The sequence below is a fragment of the Thiospirochaeta perfilievii genome (genome assembly GCF_008329945.1).
Lineage (GTDB): Bacteria > Spirochaetota > Spirochaetia > DSM-2461 > DSM-2461 > Thiospirochaeta > Thiospirochaeta perfilievii.
Genome location: NZ_CP035807.1, coordinates 2818461 through 2835130, shown reverse-complemented (window position 1 = coordinate 2835130; position 16670 = coordinate 2818461). Strand labels below are relative to the sequence as shown.

Genomic DNA, 16670 nt, shown 5'->3' with positions numbered 1-16670 from the left:
CCTCAAATTATTATAGCAACGATATTGGATTCACATCAACTATTGGAATAACCCCATTAAATCATCTTTTGTTAAAGATTTAATAATTCCGGATTCGGCAGAGACTAAACCTTCGGCTAACTCCTTTTTTTTATTCTGAAGTTCAATTATTTTCTCTTCTACAGTATCTTTAACAATCATTTTATATGCAAAAACTTTGTTTTTTTGCCCTATTCTGTAACAACGATCAATAGCCTGATTTTCTACAGCAGGGTTCCACCATGGGTCAAAAAGTATTACATAGTCGGCACTTGTTAAATTAATACCTACACCACCAGCTTTTAGGCTAAGTAGAAACACTTTGTTACTATTATTAAAATTATCTATCTCTTTTGTTCTATCCTTTGTTTTCCCTGTAATTTTACTGTACTCTAACTTGGATTCATTTAACCACAGTTCTATTATTTCCAAGGTTTTTACAAACTGAGAAAAAATTAAAACTTTATGTCCATCGGCTATAATATCCTGTAACATTATTTTTAGAGTATCCATTTTACAGGATTCTGTTTTTTTATATTCATCACTAATTAATTGGGGGAATAAAGCTATCTGCCTTAATTTTAAAAGTGCATCTAATATGGAAATTGTGGATTTTTCAATACCCTTCTCTTTAATAATACCAACAACCTCATCTCTAATACTCTTTTTATAAGAGTTATACAATTTTTTTTGTTTACTGCCCATTTCGATATATTGGACTACTATCTCTTTTTCTGGTAAATCTTTTAATACATCCTCTTTTTTTCTTCTAAGAATTAAAGGGTTTACTCTTTTAGATAACTCGGTTTCAATGTCACTATTTCCATTTTTATCTATGGGTTTAGCATACTCTTTATTAAATTTTTCAAGCTTTCCAAGAATACCAGGATTTAAAAATTCCATTTGAGAATATAAATCTGTAGTTGAATTCTCAACAGGTGTACCTGTTAAGGATAACCTATGCTCTGCTTTTATGGATCTAATACCTTTGTTAAGCTTTGTTTTAGGATTTTTTATATATTGGGCTTCATCTAAAATTAAGTAGTACCAAATATGGCTAGAAAATAGTTCAATATCTCTAATTAAAGTGTGGTAACTTACTATTATTAAGTCAAACTCTTTTAAATAATCTATATCCTTAACCCTTTTACTGCCTTCGTGTTTCTCTATTACAATTTCAGGAGTAAATTTTTCGCACTCCTTCTCCCAGTTACCCATTGTTACAACAGGAACAACTAAAAGGGATGTTTTAAATTTGTTTTGATCTTTTAAACTCTGTAGTAAAGCTAATGTCTGTACTGTTTTTCCTAGCCCCATATCATCGGCAAGACAACCATTTAGACTATTTTTGTGTAGAAATTGCAACCAGTTGTAACCTGCTTTTTGATAATCTCTTAGTTTCCCTTTAAAACCCTTTGTTATTTTTTGTTCTTCTATTCCACTAAAATTTTTAAGACTCTTTTGTATTTTATACTGCTTCTCTAGGGCTTTATTACTGTTATCTGTCTTATTATTATATAAAAAATCAACCATATTAAAATTATTTTTATTTACAAGTATTTGGTCATTTTTAACTTCAGCTTGACGTTTAATAGAATCAACACTTTTTATGGACTCTTTATCTAGTAGAAAATAACCACTAGAGGCTTTAATTATTGATGAGTTTATAGTATTAGCTGTAATAGGTGTACTAATACCATTTTCATCTTTTAAGTATAGTTTAATATCGAACCAGTCTATTTTGTTCTCAACACTATAACCTAATGTTCCTTTAGAAACTGTTATATCTTTTTTATCCACATTTAAAATTACACCATCATCAACTAAAGTTTTTCCATATAGCTGAATAAAACGGTCTAAAAAACCAGAATAATAGTAGTTATGTTTTTCCCAGTTGTATGCTGGTTTTAATCCGGAAATAATTTTATTTAGATAAGCTAAAAATAGATCTTCAAACATATAATCCCGCTCTAGGACCTCTATATAATCAGTTTCTATTACCGGTTTTGATATATCTTTACTACTATTTATATGTAATTCCTCATTTTTATATCTAAAATAGATGTCTAACTCTACTCCAGAATAACCTTCCCTTAGTTTTAATACAGGAACAGGTTTTAAAGTGTAACTCTTTATTCCTTTTAAGTTAAAATTAATAATAATATTAGTAGAATCGTCAAATTTTTCTTTTAAAAGGGTAATATCTTTGTAAAAAAGAGCAAATAAGTTATCTATTTTTATAAAGAATTTATTAATCATATTAAAGGAATTGTTAACTAGTATTGTTTTACTGTTTTTATCAAATACTGTTATACGTCCAGGGCTAGGCTCTATATCCCTTAATGGAATTTTAGCTGCCAATAACTCATCTCCATTATAAAGGTTAAATAGCGGTGTAAATGTTACATTATGATTAGTTTTTATATGGGGAGTAAAGTTAACTTCTACACGGTTAAAACTTTTAATATTAACTATACTATCCTTATATACTATATCCTGTTCCTGATATTGCAATAGGGGGAGGCAGGTGTGAAGGGATTCCTGATAATCCATTTTTAATTGTAAATAGTTTAGAACAGCTTCTGAGTTACTTGTAATATCTGTAATATTTTTAGAATAACTAAAATTTTCAGTCCGTCCTAAATCACCGTCTTTTTTTATATAACGAAGAACGGCTTTTATTAAAGGTTTGTTTGTATTGGAACATACAATCTGAAATTGAACCTTAAAACTAGACTCTCTTCCATTATTATTTTTATTTATCCCTCTCCAACTTGAATCGTTAAACATCTCTTTGTTAAATTCTTCTAAATCCTGGGATTTTAAAGTTTCATAATGCCTAAACTCTTCTACTGGATCGAAGTTTTCGACCTCTTGTTCAATTTGCAATAGTTCTAACAATACAGCACCTATATGCTTACATGGCCCGTTATATGGACAAGAACAGTTATGGTAGCCATCGTATCCAACTTCTACACTGTAAATTTGACCACCACTTCCTAGAACTTCTCCATGGTATGCTTTCTGCTCAGGGGCAACAATAAGTACTTTGTTTTTGTTAAAATAATCTTTTGCTCGGTAAAATATTATATCTCCAAGATATGTTTTTATGTCGTTTTCTGTGTATTCCAATCTAATTAACCTTTTTGTTTAAGTATTGCTTAATTTTATCCTGATCCAGGCCTGTAATTTCGGATATATAGTTTATAGTTGAACCACTGTTGTACATATTTTTAACAATAACTATGTCTCGTTTTTCTATACCCTGTTCTATACCTTTTTTTATACCTTTTTTTAGTCCATCTTTAGTTGCCTTATCTATTGATGCATTTTGAATAAATATAAATTCCTTTCTCTTATGTTGTATCTCTAGTTCTTCTTTAGAAAACCCTGCCGTATTTACTACATTTAAGGCTTGTTTTACAGTAGGAGATAATGATTCTGGAACATACTCTAAACTTCCTGCATTTTTAATAAAATATATCCATTGATCCTTAATATTTTTAAGATTTTCTAACTGCTTTTTAAATTTTGGTAGCTCGATAAATATAAGCTCGATATCGTCTGCATAATTAATAAATGACTCTTTCTCTAGTAGTTTAAACCTGGAAACTACACTTTGGGTATCTGGGAACATATCAAAATCTACAATTGTTAAAGCTATAACAGGGTTTAATAGTGTATAATCCTCTGCCTGGGTTAACTGAACAGAGTAGTTTTTAGCCACATTGTATAGTATTCTTTTTTCTAGACCAGAGTGGTTTAAAATCTGCATCTCTATTATTACCATAGTACCATTATCTAATAGAGCTTTTACATCTACATAAGTGTCCTTCATACCCTTTAACATTGGGATATTGTATGGATCTACTATTTCCAAGCTAGTAATATACCTATTATTGGGGAAGTCTATAAGGGAGTTTAAAAAGCTTATTAATATATCCTTGTTCTCTAGGCTACCAAAAACCTTTTTAAAAGCATAATCTGTTTTAACATCTAAAAAATACATATAACTCTCCTATAATTATTATCCACTAAATAGCTACTATTATATAGGTATAATAAACAATTAAATTCAAATATATAATCTAAAAAAAGACCACCTAAATAAGGTGGTCAACAACAATTAAACTTTATTCTTAATTTCCGTAACTCTTTGTAACTAAACCAGACTCCCCGGTAACATATAGTGTTGTACCGTCCCAGGCTAAGTCAGTTGCTAACTTAGTAGGTTTACCAGGCATACCCTGGTAGAATTTAAAAGTATCGGTTATTGTATTTGTTTTTGTATCTATTACTAATATGGATTTATTAGTTAAGGCTGCAATATAACCGGAAGTTGTAACTATCTTTTTAAAATATAGCCCCTCTGTACCAACAATTACATTTTTTACACCGGCAAATTCAGTACCAGCGGTCTTTGCTGCCTCTTTATCTACTAATGCACCGGTAGCAGGGTCTATCTCTGTATAATAGAGGCCAGACTCTGAACCCAGGTATAGGGTTGAACCCTCTAGACCAATGGATGTAACAGTTCCCTGCTGGTTAGAGGAGTCTTTTACAACTATAAAGTCTAATAACTCCTGTATATCTGCAAATGTAGGATCATCTGATAAGGAATTATCTTCCGAGAATGTATCAGACCCTACCCTAAATGCAGCTATAGGAAGGGCTGTTGATAGGTAGGCGTAGTTACCATTTGATACAAAGTCGTAAATTAAAGAGTTAACATCCCCTAATATACTCTCCATTTCCGGCATCTCTGTTATTATAGACTCTTTATCAAACCACTCCCAACTCTCTTTAGGGGTTTCACTGTCAATTAATGTACCACCAACTGAACCCGGGCCTTGGAAGTAAGCTATTAATACAAAATCTTCCGAATTAGTAGCATCACTTAGTTTTAAACCGTAGGACTCGGAAATATCCAGGGTATTGGAAACTAGACCCTTATGGAAGTCCATATCTATATCCCCATTTATATATGGGAAGATACCAATATTAGTATTTATCCATAGAACATTAAACCCTTCTAAGTCTACACCCTTTCCAATGGACTGTATTGTACCAATATCAGTTGCATCAATCTCTAGGGCTTCTCCATCTTTATATATAACTGATGATCCATCTATTACTGCTCTTACATATATGGAACCATTAATTTCTAAAACTTGCTCTACACTTTTACCTGTGTAACTAGAGTTCCAAGTAAACTTAGAATCCTCTATTGTCATTTTAATAGAGTTATTAATACCTGCAGTTACTTTAAGGTTCTCCTTAGCTGCGTATTGTGTAACATTTGAAAAAACACCATCAACTTTTGTTCCAAAAAGAACAAGTAGTTGGTAGGTATTATTTGACTTAATATCCTCTATTAAGTAGGAGCCTTTATCCATAGGAACATCTACATAGATCTCTTTAGTTGTTGGGTCAATATTTTTATCCCCAGTACTAGAGAGAAGATATATTCTAGCTGTATCTGTATTCTCTAAAGCTCTACCTGGTCCTACTTCTGGTAGGTTGATAGGGATAGAACCCTTCTCGCTAACCATGGAGCAGGATAGAAGTAAAAAGCTTAATAGTGTTAATAATATTAGTTTAATTCTCATAATACCCTCCCTTATTCCCAGATTATTGTTATATCAGTCCGGGTTGGTTTTGTTACTGGTGGAACAAAAACCTCTGGTGTTTCTGTCTCCGCCTCGCTCTCTGACCCACTCTTTGGAGTAGATTTTGCAACAGATGTATCTGCAATTACTGTAGAGTTTGATACAATTTCATCCTTATCTGTTATAATAGAGGCTTCCTCTTCCTTCTCTTCCCCATCTTTAGGTTTTTTCTTCTCTGTTTTTTTAGTAGGAGTTAACTCTACAACAACCTGAACACTTTGACCCTGTTTTACAAAAATTGCTCCATCATCACTAAAATCCGACTGCTGACTAGCAACTTCTTGCTCTATTTCCTGTAAAAAATCCTCACTTAGTTCCGGCTGCTCTTCTAAAGCTGGTTCTTCATCTTCTAAAGCTGGTTCCTCTTCTTGTAAAGTAGCATCCCCTGTTGCTTCCGCGGCCTGTTTCTCTTCTAAGGCCTGGGCCTCTTCAGCTTTTTTCTTCTCTTTTTTTCTTTGAACTATCGCTTTTTGAATAATTCTTTTTGGTTTTCCCACAAAAAGGGCAACTGTACCCTCTTTTACAGTGATTTTTCTACCATCAAAATCAAACTTGGTTCCACGAACCGAAGCTGTAGAGTATGGAGACTGAACCTGAAAACTCTGTTTAATATTAGACGAGTCAACCTCGGCCTCTACAGAGCCTACCTGTAAAAACAGGGAAGTTGAGACCTTATTACTAGTCTCTAGGAACATATCGACACTCATTCTTGTAAGTGGTTTTAACGCGACCTTCGAGTTACCTAAATCCAGGGTTGCTGCGGCTCCAAAACCTGTAGAAATAGTATCACTTAACTCTACAGACATACCCTCTGTAGCTTTAACCCAACTATTTGAGCCATCCTTACTTATCTCGACCTTACCCTTAATATTTTTAAGCACACCTGTTTGGCTATAAATAGCAAAACTACACATTAAAAATAACAGTATGGTTATAATTCTTTTCATACTAACCCTCCAAAAATCTATATTTACATGCTAAACGAAACATTTAATTTTATTGATCCTAAAATAGGACTCTCTTCTAAATAAGCTGCACTGTAAGTTGCACTTGATGGGAAGTATAGACCTGCTGTTAGGGATAACCCTAAATCTGAAAATGGTCTATAGTTCGCTGTTACATCCAGCTCGGAACCTAAATACAGACTACTACTGTTTGGATCTAGACCATCCTCAGATATACTACCTGTTGTACTCCTGGTAAAAGCTAAAACTTTAACAATGGTCTGAAGCTTATCTAATGGTTTTAGAGAATAACTTATATCGTTTACTATAATATTCCCTAAACTTGGTGAAAAAACTGCTCCAAAGCCAGACCGTGTAATTGGTAGAAATGTAGTATCATTTCCACTACTATCCCCATCACCACTACTATAAACAAACCTGTAGCTTACTATTGAATTGTAAATTGATGGTAGGAATTTCTCTAGTCTTAAATCCACTAAATGGGCAAATATTGTGGAATTTTGGTAATATGTATCATCTTCCTGGATCTGGCCTAACTTACTACCGGAATTAAATATGTAATTAACTTTGTAATTTAAATCCTCTACAACCGGTATATCCCCTGATAATTTCATAGAGGCGTAGAAAGTATTTAAAAGACCACCACCCTCAAGGGCTTCATCACCTTCTGACGGTAGAGCTTGATACTCGCTAATTACATACTCTTCATCCCTTAAATCGACCTGATAAATAACCTCTAGCCCTACTCTCTGTTTAAATATTGGTGGTAGAGTTAACCCTGTAATAGTTATAAAACGGGGGCTACCAAGGGTTTGGCTATCAAGCCCGGCATAAAAACTATCTAACTCAGATGGGGAAATCCCAGAACCTGACTTCCAAAGTAGACCACTATAGGCTAAATAGTTATATAGGGACAAGGTATTATACTTTAGGTTCATAAAGAGTCCATCTAACTTATGGGCAACTACATAACCTGTCTGGTCCGACATTGTCCACCTACCAAGGGATATTCTGGTATCTGGCATTTTAGGTGTGGATTTTGGAAAAAGTGTAGAGAACTTAAGCAGATCCACATCCATAAAATATGGAAAATCCGGCTGGCTGGCTGTTGAGTGGGATATGGAGCCTTTAAACTCAAATTTTGTATCCCCAAGACCAATGTTACTCCATGCTGTAGCCTTTATAGAGTTACTAAGGCCTGAGTTTACAGTAATACTCTCATCAATAGATAGACCGTAATCTACAGAGAATAGAGTTGTTGTTATTATTAGCAGGTTAACAATTAATATCCTTTTAAAATTTAACATACTACTGAACCTCCTTAAAAGCTAGACTCTTGCCTAGTATTGTTAATAGTTCAATACCGGAGATCTCCCTATTACCATCCTTGGCATTTTCGAATAGTCCGTTAAATACCATCTCTTTAAAGGCGTATCTTTTAATTGGAAATAGTTTATACATTAATCCACCCTTTAATTCTAGTGAGTTCATTATTAATAGGGAGGCATCAAATAGATTTATAGTATCCTCTGCCTGCTTAATATCTATAGACCAATTAAGTTTCTCTAGTTCCAAAAGGGCCTCTTTTGGTGAAATATTCTCATCAATCTTATCCCCTGCGGACAAAATAAGATAAACTGCATTATCAAAAGCTACTAAATCCTGGCCTAAGACCTGATCAATAATAGTATTAGACTGGCAAAATAGTGGGTTTAAGCCTATTAAAACCACTAAGAAAAATAAAACTTTTTTCATTTTAACTCCTTTTTAATTGAAAGAAATTTACTTATTCTCTTTAATTTTATACGAAATGGATTTAATAGTAAAATATTTTAGTCAATTAATTTATACTAGTTATAAAAAGGAGTAGATATGAGAAAACATATAGTTCAATTTATTGTTATACCAATAAGTATTGTACTCTTATTAAGTTTAGCTACATTAAGCCCAATTTTTGAAAAGTTAGAAGGCTCTATATACAATGCTGCTATGTTAATAAAAGAGGATATAGAAGAGAATCCCGATATCTTATTAGTAGATTTTGGGGATAATGCTATAAAGACTGCCCAAGTCTACCCGGTTAGTAGGGATATATATGCCGATGGGATATTTTTACTTAAGGAGTTAGGATCAAATTATACAGTTTTTGATATTGAGTTTATCGACCCAAGCCCTGTTGGGGTAGACTACCAGGTTTTAAACAGGGATGTACCCCAGTATATAGATAGGCAACTATCCTCTATTAGTAAAAATACAGCGGATCTATTTGCAGCAGTATCCAGTGGGGATATTCCTGTTAAGGATGTTAAAGAGTTTATACCTGACTTAGTTGATATGACAAACTCTACAAAGGATGATGTTGTTAATAGAATACAGAGTATTGTTAGAAATAATGATATCTACCTAGGCCAGGCTGCCAGGGTATTTGGGAATCTTTTTTTTACAATTAATGTTAACCCTGGAACTGATACCCTAGATACTCCCCAGTATACTTTTTTTAAAGATAACTTCTCTATTAAAAATATAGAAGTAGTTGATGATATCCCTGAATTAAACTTTACAGGAGCCCTACCTACAAATTTAAATGTTAGCAGGTACTCAGCAGGGGCTGGATTTACCAACGTATTAATTGATGAAGATGGTGTTAGAAGAAAGGTAGACCTACTTAGAAGTATAAATGGTACATATTTTGCCCAGCTATCCTTTAGGCCACTACTAAATATGTTAGGTGACCCGGATATTAAATTAGAAAAGGATAAAATTACCCTAATTAACCCTATACACCCAACCCTTGGACAACTAGATAAAATGGTAATTCCAATTAATACAACCGGGTCATTAAATATTAACTGGCTCCCTAAGAGTTATAAAGAGAGTTTTAAACACATTCCCTTTGATGCTTTAATGAACCACGACAAACTTTATAACTATGTTATAAAGAACCTAAAGGATAGGGCCGATTGGGGTTATTTAAACGCCTATACCGGGGGAACCCCTCTTTTAGATGTTGTAAACTATATAGAGAGCGAGAAGATTGCACTTTTTAATTCAAAATCCCCGGATATGGAGTCCTATATATCTGCTAAGGAGTTTCTACTTACAGAGTTAGTTAATTTTATAACTACAGATAGCGCTAATACTATGTTAGCCGGGTTAGAGCAGTTAAAGGAAGCAGGTGTTATAGATGATGATAACTACAATACCATAAGTAGGGACATACCTAGTTGGTTTAATAAAACCCAGGAGGCCCTTACCCAATTAATGGATATAAGGGAAGAGTTAAAGGATAAGGCAGATAACTCCTTTGCAATAATAGGAAATACAGCTACAGGAACTACAGATATTGGTACAAACCCCTTTGAGAAGGAGTATATGAACGTAGGAACCCATGCCAATGTGGTAAATACAATATTAAACCAGCAGTATATATCCCTAATGCCTAGGTTGTTTGTCCTAATAATTGCCCTAATTAGTGCACTTTTATTAACAGTAGTAATTAGAAATCTTCCACCTAAAAGGTCGATGATTATAGGTATTTTTGCCCTTGTTATAATAATAGCAATATTAGCTCTAATATTTAGGTATACGTCGGTATATATTGACCTTCTATTCCCCGCCCTATCTATTGTCACAACTTTTATTACCCTTACAGCAATTAGATTTTTATCCTCGGAAAAGGAGAAGTCCTTTATTAATAAGGCTTTTAGCCACTACCTTAGTGCAGATGTTATTAAAGAGATTTTAGATGACCCAAGTAAGTTACAACTAGGTGGAGAGTCTAAGTATATGACAGCTATGTTTACAGATATTAGAGCTTTTTCCACCTTCTCCGAGAAGTTATCCCCCCAGGACTTAGTTAGGCTTTTAAACGCCTACTTAACAGCAATGAGTAACACTGTAATGGATAATAAAGGAACTATAGATAAGTATGAGGGGGATGCTATTATCTGCTTTTTTGGGGCTCCAATCTACTACGAAAACCACGCATATAAGTGCTGTTATAGTGCAGTTGTTATGAAGCGGGTGGAAGTTGAATTAAATAAGAAGTTTTTAGAGGATGAGTGGACAAAGGATGTTATAAATACCCGTATAGGTATAAATACCGGGGACATGGTTGTTGGGAACATGGGTACAGATAAAAAGATGGATTATACCATTATGGGTAACTCGGTAAACCTTGCAGCACGGCTTGAGGGTGTAAATAAACTATATGGAACATGGATTATGGTAAGCGAGGAGACAAGGAATCAGTGTCCAGACACCCTTCTATTTAGGCGACTGGATAGGGTTAGGGTTATTGGTATAAAAACCCCAATTAGACTTTATGAGTTAATAGAAGAGAGAAGTTTTGTAACTAAGGATGAGTTAGAAGCCTACTCTATTTTTGATAAAGCCCTTACTCTATTTGAAAATAAAGAGTGGTTAGAAGCTAAAAAGTTATTTAATAGTGTTCTAGAAGTACTAGAAAATGATTCGGCATCGATACTATATGTTAACAGGTGTAATGATTATATTAAAAAAGCCCCACCTTCCGACTGGGATGGAGTGTTTAAAATGAGTAGTAAGTAGACTGTTAAGAATTTAGTGTTTAGAAGTTAGGGTTTAGAAGTTAAATCTAAACCCTAAGTTTAAAATAGTCTGGCTTAGAAGTTAAATCTAAACCCTAAGTTTAGTCCAAACTTGTCAATATATGTTTCCGAGAAGTCCCCACTTGTTGCATCTCCTAAGGTTAGTGTTGGGTTTTGCAGATCCGCATTAAAACTTAGGTGTATAACCATAAATAGTAACCTAAACTCAATTCCTGCAGAACCGTATAACATTACACCATTACTATTAACACTACCACCAGAGTTAAGATTTGCACTACTAATTTCTGTACCAACATCGTATAGAGTTGCATCTAGATCCGCAGTGGTGCTGATTGTAGAGTAGTATAGAGTTGGAGATAGTTTAATAAATGGAGTAAAAATTATTAACCTTTTTGATAGGTGAAAGTCTAGACCAAAACTTTGAACCTTTGTATTAATATTAAAAGTTCCACCTAGATCCAAGTCCCCTAAAACTCCTGCATCTACCCTGGAATCCAGGAAGTCTGTTATCTGGTTAAATGTAAAGTCCATCTCAAAAGTTGAGTAGTAGTAGTGGGCTCCAATAGAGAATGCCGGCTTAAAAAAAGTGTCGTGGAATATTGTTTTACGTAGTTTAAAACCAACATCCATTATATTTAAAGATAGGTTATCCAGTGCCGAAACAGAGGCAAGGGATCCAAAGTCTAGTGGAGGTAAGTATATACCTGATATATGAAGTTCAAAATTAGAAGGTAGCTTAAAACCAAAGCCCAATTTTACTGTTGGTAGTGCAAAAATATTTTGTGCTATGTCAAAATACTCCTTACTATCCCCTTCTAATGCGGAGTCTACTAAAGTTGGAAGTTGGATAGCAAATTTCCACTCCTGACTATCATTAGATAGTACTGTAGCAATTCCGTCGGTTGTAGATAACCCAATAGATGGTATAGAGAGATAGAAGGGTAAAAAGACCTGATCTATTTCAGCCTCACCATAGGTGTCCCCCGAGAGGGCATTTTGGTGTAAAAGAGGAACTACATCCTGGCCTATACCCAAAAACAGAGTTGTTAAGTCATCCCCTAATGGAACTAGATTTACTGCATCCTCTGAATATATATTAAATAAAAAACAACTTGAGATACTTAGTATTAATATTAACTTTTTCACATAATACTCCTTTATTTAAATGTAATATAAAACAATACACAGTTCTAGATCTTTTTTTAGAATTATTTAATGATATTCTTTTATTATAAGAGTGAAATAGGGTCTACATCCACCTCTATGTAGATATAGGCTGGAATTTTACTTCTTTGTAGTAGGGAGTAGGTAACACTGTGGGCACTATTTAAATTGGTTGTTCTTATTAATATCTGGTGCCTGTAACTTCCTGCTATAACAGAAATAGGACACTCACTAGGGCCTAGGATCTCGGTACTGTTATCTATACCCCTTGTTAACTCTTTTTCAAAACTGTCTATAACCTTTAACATCTCCCCTAATCTTTTAGACCTAAAAACTAGACGGATCATTCTTGTATATGGGGGAAACTCTAAAAGTTTTCTATCCTCTAACTCACTGGTATAAAAGGAGTTAATATCACTTTTTGCGGCTAAATTAATGGTTCTATTTTGTGGCATAAAGGTCTGGATTACAACTTCCCCATCCGGGGCGTATCTTCCAGCCCTACCGGAGACCTGTACAATAAGACCAAAGGATCTCTCTGCTGCCCTAAAATCGGGCATTTTAAGTCCAGTATCTGCCATAATTATACCAACTAGTTTTACTCCGGGAAAGTTAAGCCCCCTTGCCACCATCTGGGTCCCTAAAAGGATGTCAATTTTTTTGTTTTTAAAGTCGTTTAGTGTATCTTTTAACAGGGTTTTACTGTTTTTTTGATTAAGAACATCACTATCTAACCTTTTAATATTTAGGCTAGGGAATATTTTACCAACCTCTTCCTCTATATGTTCTACACCAAAACCAGTAGAACCAATATCTAAGGAGTTACACTCCGGGCAAACTGATATTGGATAGGCCTGATACCCACAATAGTGGCATACCATTCTATTTTTGTTTTTATGATAGGTTAAAGAGACTGAGCAGTTTTTACACACCATCTCGTAACCACAACTGTTACAGTGGAAAAAGTAGGAGAACCCCCTTCTATTTAGAAATAAAATGGTCTGCCTGCCCTGATTATAAGCCTCTTCGATCTTTTTTATTAGGGTTTTACTTAAAACCCCATCCTCATGTCGCATATCTACAATTGTAGATTTTGGCATGGCACCACCTGATAGCCGTTTTGTTAGGTTTAATCTCTTTATCTTTCCGTCATCCATTAACTTCCAGGATTCAACCGATGGGGTTGCACTACCTAAAACAAGTTTAGAACCCTGTAATCTGGCCCTCTTCATGGCAACCTGTCTTGCTGAGTATCTAGGGGTATTTGATGATTTATATGAGTTTTCGTGCTCTTCGTCAATTATTATTAGACCTAACTTATCACAGGGGGCAAAGATAGCACTTCTTGCTCCTATAATAAGTGGGGCTTCTCCACTTTGAATACGCCTCCACTCTGTTAACCTTTGGCTTGGGGTTAAATGGGAGTGAAGAACAGCTACACCCTGGGTAAAACGGCTTTTTAATGTGTCTACAACCTGGTGTGTTAAAGATATTTCAGGGACAAGATATATTACACTCTCCCCCCTATTTAATACCTCTTTTGCTGCTTGTAAAAAAACCTCTGTTTTACCACTTCCTGTTATTCCAAATAGGTAGAAAATAGGGTTTTTATCATTTAAAATAGCCGTTATTGCGACTTCCTGCTCTGTGGATAGGGTAATATCCTTAGGGTCCGGGATCTCCTCTATAGATGAGGCTGGTAGTCCCTTCTCCCTCTTTCCCCCGGGAAGCATGGCACCTAGGGCCTCCCCTACACTACACATGGTAAAGTCAGCAACCCAGTTGGCTAATTCTAATAAGATACTATTAAAAAGGGGTTCTTTATCCACAACTCTAAGTATAGGATTAGCCTTAAACTCTGTAGGTTCCACATTGGTAGTTTTAGTTACAAACCCAATAAGTTTTCGCCTTCCTAACATTGCTTCCACCCGATAACCAACTTTTCCCGGGTTATCCTCCAGGTTTTTATATGTATATGTAGCTTTAACTGGAATATTAAAAACTACTTGTAGAAAGTTATCCATTTAATTTAGACATAACTAGTTTTAAATCGTCCCATACTGGACCCCTTAGGGCTTCGTAGTTCTCTAGTGCAACCTCTGGATGGTATGTTGAGACAACAGGGATTCCTTTATAGTTATGGATATGTCCCCTTAATTGTTCAAGCTCCCTATCGGAGTCGGTTAAAACCTGGGCAGGCCTCTCCCCTAGGGTTAATATAACCCGGGGTTGTAACCGTTTAATCTCCTCTTCCAGGTGGTTAAAACAGGTTGTAATCTCCTCGGATAAGTTGTGGGCTCCATTAAAACCCCTCTTATTCCATCCAGTTTTACATTTTAGAAGGTTTGTTACATAAGTATCTGCAAATGGGGATAACTTCATGGCTGTTATCCACTTATTTAAAAACTCCCCACAATTAGCCGATATGGGGGAATTTAATGTCTCATCCTGGTCTATAGGCCATGTTCCTACTAACATTAATTTAGGAGAGTCTGACCCCTTACCGTAGACAATACTGTTTCTAATTAGGTAGAGAGGACAGTCCCGACACTCTGTTTCTTGTGGATTTATATTTTTAAACTGGGGTTTTTCATGCTCCCCCTTATATCCATACTTTATCTTATCTTCTACTAAATTTAGAAGTTCCCAAAACTCTTCCATTAATCCTCCGGATACTCAACATTATTAAGAAAAAGTCCTCTTGCCGGGGCAGTTGGTCCTACAAGGGACCTATCCTTTGCAAGTAGTATAAATCTTAAATCCTCTGGGGTTTTCCCCTTAAAGGAGAAGTCTAAAAGGGTTCCGGTTAGGGACCTTACCATTCTTTGTAAAAATGCGTTTCCACATATTTTAAAGACTATAAACTCCCCCTCAGGGTAGAATGTAGCGCTGTATATAGTTCTAATTTTAGTTGGGGCTTGATCCCCAGCTGCTGCAAATGTTGTAAAATCATGTTCTCCTACCAGCTCCCTTGCCAGGTCGTTTAATAGGTTTAAATTAAGAGGCCTTCTTACTAAATAACAGAAATCCCTATATCTAGGATGTCCAACATCTGCTAATTTTATATAGTATTTATATGTTCGTCTAAAGGCGTTAAACCTGGAATGAAACTCCAGGGGAACTTCCCTACTACTTAAAACCCTAATATCCAGGGGGAGTAAGGAGTTAATAGCTGCTCTAAACCTATTAGCTGGAATAGAGTCTATATCGGTTACAAAATTTGCAACCTGCTTATCGGCATGTACTCCACTATCAGTTCTACCAGAACCTATTAGGTCAACCTTTTTTTTATGGATTTTACTTAGGGCCTTCTCGATAACTTCCTGTATTGTAATATCCCTAGGTTGAATTTGCCAGCCACAGTACTTTGTACCATCATAGGCAATATTCAATCTTATATTTCTCATTAACTGTTTTCCTCTAATCTATTTATCTCATCTTTTATTTTAGAATGTAACTCCCTAGCGCTCTCTACAAAGTCGCTGGGTTTAGATTTAGAAGCCTTTCCCATACCTACTATTCGCGAAATAGTTATTTTAGCAGTATGCAGGGATTTAAGCCTCTTAACCTTATCATCCTTTTGTCCATGTTTATATACTAACAGACCTGCTAAAAATAGAGCACCATCAAAACCGTGGTTATGGTCAATATCCGGACCAAAATGGGTAATAGTTCCGTACTCTTCTATACCATCTTTCTCTGCTTCTACCATCTGGGAATAGAAGAAGTCTGCCTTTCTATACATTACATCCCGTAAGTAGTCAAAATTTTCATTTGGCTCTACTAAATGATAATCATTACACAACCATGCGGCCCTTAGACAACTTAAGCCCTGTTTATATATAGGTTGGTGGGATGAATCGATACTATCGTAACAAATTGCAGCTAATATATAGCTAAGTATTCCCTCTATAATAGTTCTATTTTTACTAAAATTATATCTTGGAAAAAGGTTTTTTGCCTCCTCCTTCCTTAACTCTGTTTTATTTTTTAATTCAAATATTGAGTCTGGGGATATGGTTTCAAAATCTGAGATGTAGGCGCTATAGAGACATGTAGGACATACAACTACAGGGTAGATTAACGGATAGATTGGCCCATATTTTTTAGTTGGAATATATAGTCTGTGTAACTCATCAGTTAAATTCCCGGCATTCATTCTACCTCCACCACTTAGAAGGTCCTCTTTTTTAAACTCTTTTCCACAAACAGGACAGTTTATAACATTTTTAGAATAGTAACTTATCTTTGACTTCTCTGACATT

General features: G+C 35.0%; 12 protein-coding genes. 1 reads left to right on the top strand and 11 read right to left on the bottom strand.

Going from position 1 to position 16670, the window contains the following annotated elements; genetic code table 11:
- Nucleotides 1–39 precede the first annotated feature (39 nt).
- From EW093_RS12990 to EW093_RS12965, 6 genes are all read right to left on the bottom strand, one after another.
- A complete protein-coding gene (locus EW093_RS12990; RefSeq protein WP_149568827.1) occupies nt 40–3150 on the bottom strand; it encodes a DEAD/DEAH box helicase in 3111 nt (1036 codons plus the stop codon).
- A gap of 1 nt (nt 3151) precedes the next feature.
- Complete coding sequence (locus EW093_RS12985) at nt 3152–4027, bottom strand: Rpn family recombination-promoting nuclease/putative transposase (protein ID WP_149568826.1); 876 nt, start codon at nt 4025–4027, stop codon at nt 3152–3154.
- 130 nt (nt 4028–4157) lie between these two features.
- The gene (locus tag EW093_RS12980; RefSeq protein WP_149568825.1) at nt 4158–5627 is read right to left on the bottom strand and encodes a hypothetical protein; all 1470 of its coding nucleotides are present in this window, start codon (nt 5625–5627) and stop codon (nt 4158–4160) included.
- An 11-nt stretch (nt 5628–5638) separates the two neighbouring features.
- Complete coding sequence (locus EW093_RS12975) at nt 5639–6634, bottom strand: FecR domain-containing protein (protein ID WP_149568824.1); 996 nt, start codon at nt 6632–6634, stop codon at nt 5639–5641.
- Between the two features lie 23 nt (nt 6635–6657).
- Complete coding sequence (locus EW093_RS12970) at nt 6658–7959, bottom strand: alginate export family protein (RefSeq protein WP_149568823.1); 1302 nt, start codon at nt 7957–7959, stop codon at nt 6658–6660.
- A gap of 1 nt (nt 7960) precedes the next feature.
- Entirely contained in the window at nt 7961–8407 is a 447-nt protein-coding gene (locus EW093_RS12965; protein WP_149568822.1) for a hypothetical protein, read from the bottom strand.
- A gap of 117 nt (nt 8408–8524) precedes the next feature.
- Between EW093_RS12965 and EW093_RS12960 the strand changes: the two genes are divergently transcribed.
- Entirely contained in the window at nt 8525–11221 is a 2697-nt protein-coding gene (locus EW093_RS12960) for a CHASE2 domain-containing protein (RefSeq protein ID WP_149568821.1), read from the top strand.
- 74 nt (nt 11222–11295) lie between these two features.
- Here EW093_RS12960 and EW093_RS12955 read toward each other — a convergent pair whose 3' ends face one another.
- From EW093_RS12955 to EW093_RS12935, 5 genes are all read right to left on the bottom strand, one after another.
- On the bottom strand, nt 11296–12387 hold the full coding sequence (locus EW093_RS12955; RefSeq protein WP_149568820.1) for a hypothetical protein: 1092 nt from the start codon (nt 12385–12387) through the stop codon (nt 11296–11298).
- Nucleotides 12388–12470: 83 nt separating this feature from the next.
- A complete protein-coding gene (gene priA, locus EW093_RS12950; RefSeq protein ID WP_149568819.1) occupies nt 12471–14429 on the bottom strand; it encodes a replication restart helicase PriA in 1959 nt (652 codons plus the stop codon).
- Entirely contained in the window at nt 14422–15066 is a 645-nt protein-coding gene (locus EW093_RS12945; protein ID WP_149568818.1) for a uracil-DNA glycosylase, read from the bottom strand. The genes priA and EW093_RS12945 overlap by 8 nt, the downstream gene beginning before the upstream one ends.
- Nucleotides 15066–15812 carry a tRNA pseudouridine(38-40) synthase TruA gene (truA, locus tag EW093_RS12940; RefSeq protein WP_149568817.1) on the bottom strand — a complete coding sequence of 249 codons (747 nt, stop codon included), beginning with the start codon at nt 15810–15812 and terminating at the stop codon, nt 15066–15068. The genes EW093_RS12945 and truA overlap by 1 nt, the downstream gene beginning before the upstream one ends.
- The gene (locus tag EW093_RS12935) at nt 15812–16669 is read right to left on the bottom strand and encodes a DUF2225 domain-containing protein (RefSeq protein WP_149568816.1); all 858 of its coding nucleotides are present in this window, start codon (nt 16667–16669) and stop codon (nt 15812–15814) included. The genes truA and EW093_RS12935 overlap by 1 nt, the downstream gene beginning before the upstream one ends.
- Nucleotide 16670: the final 1 nt, after the last annotated feature.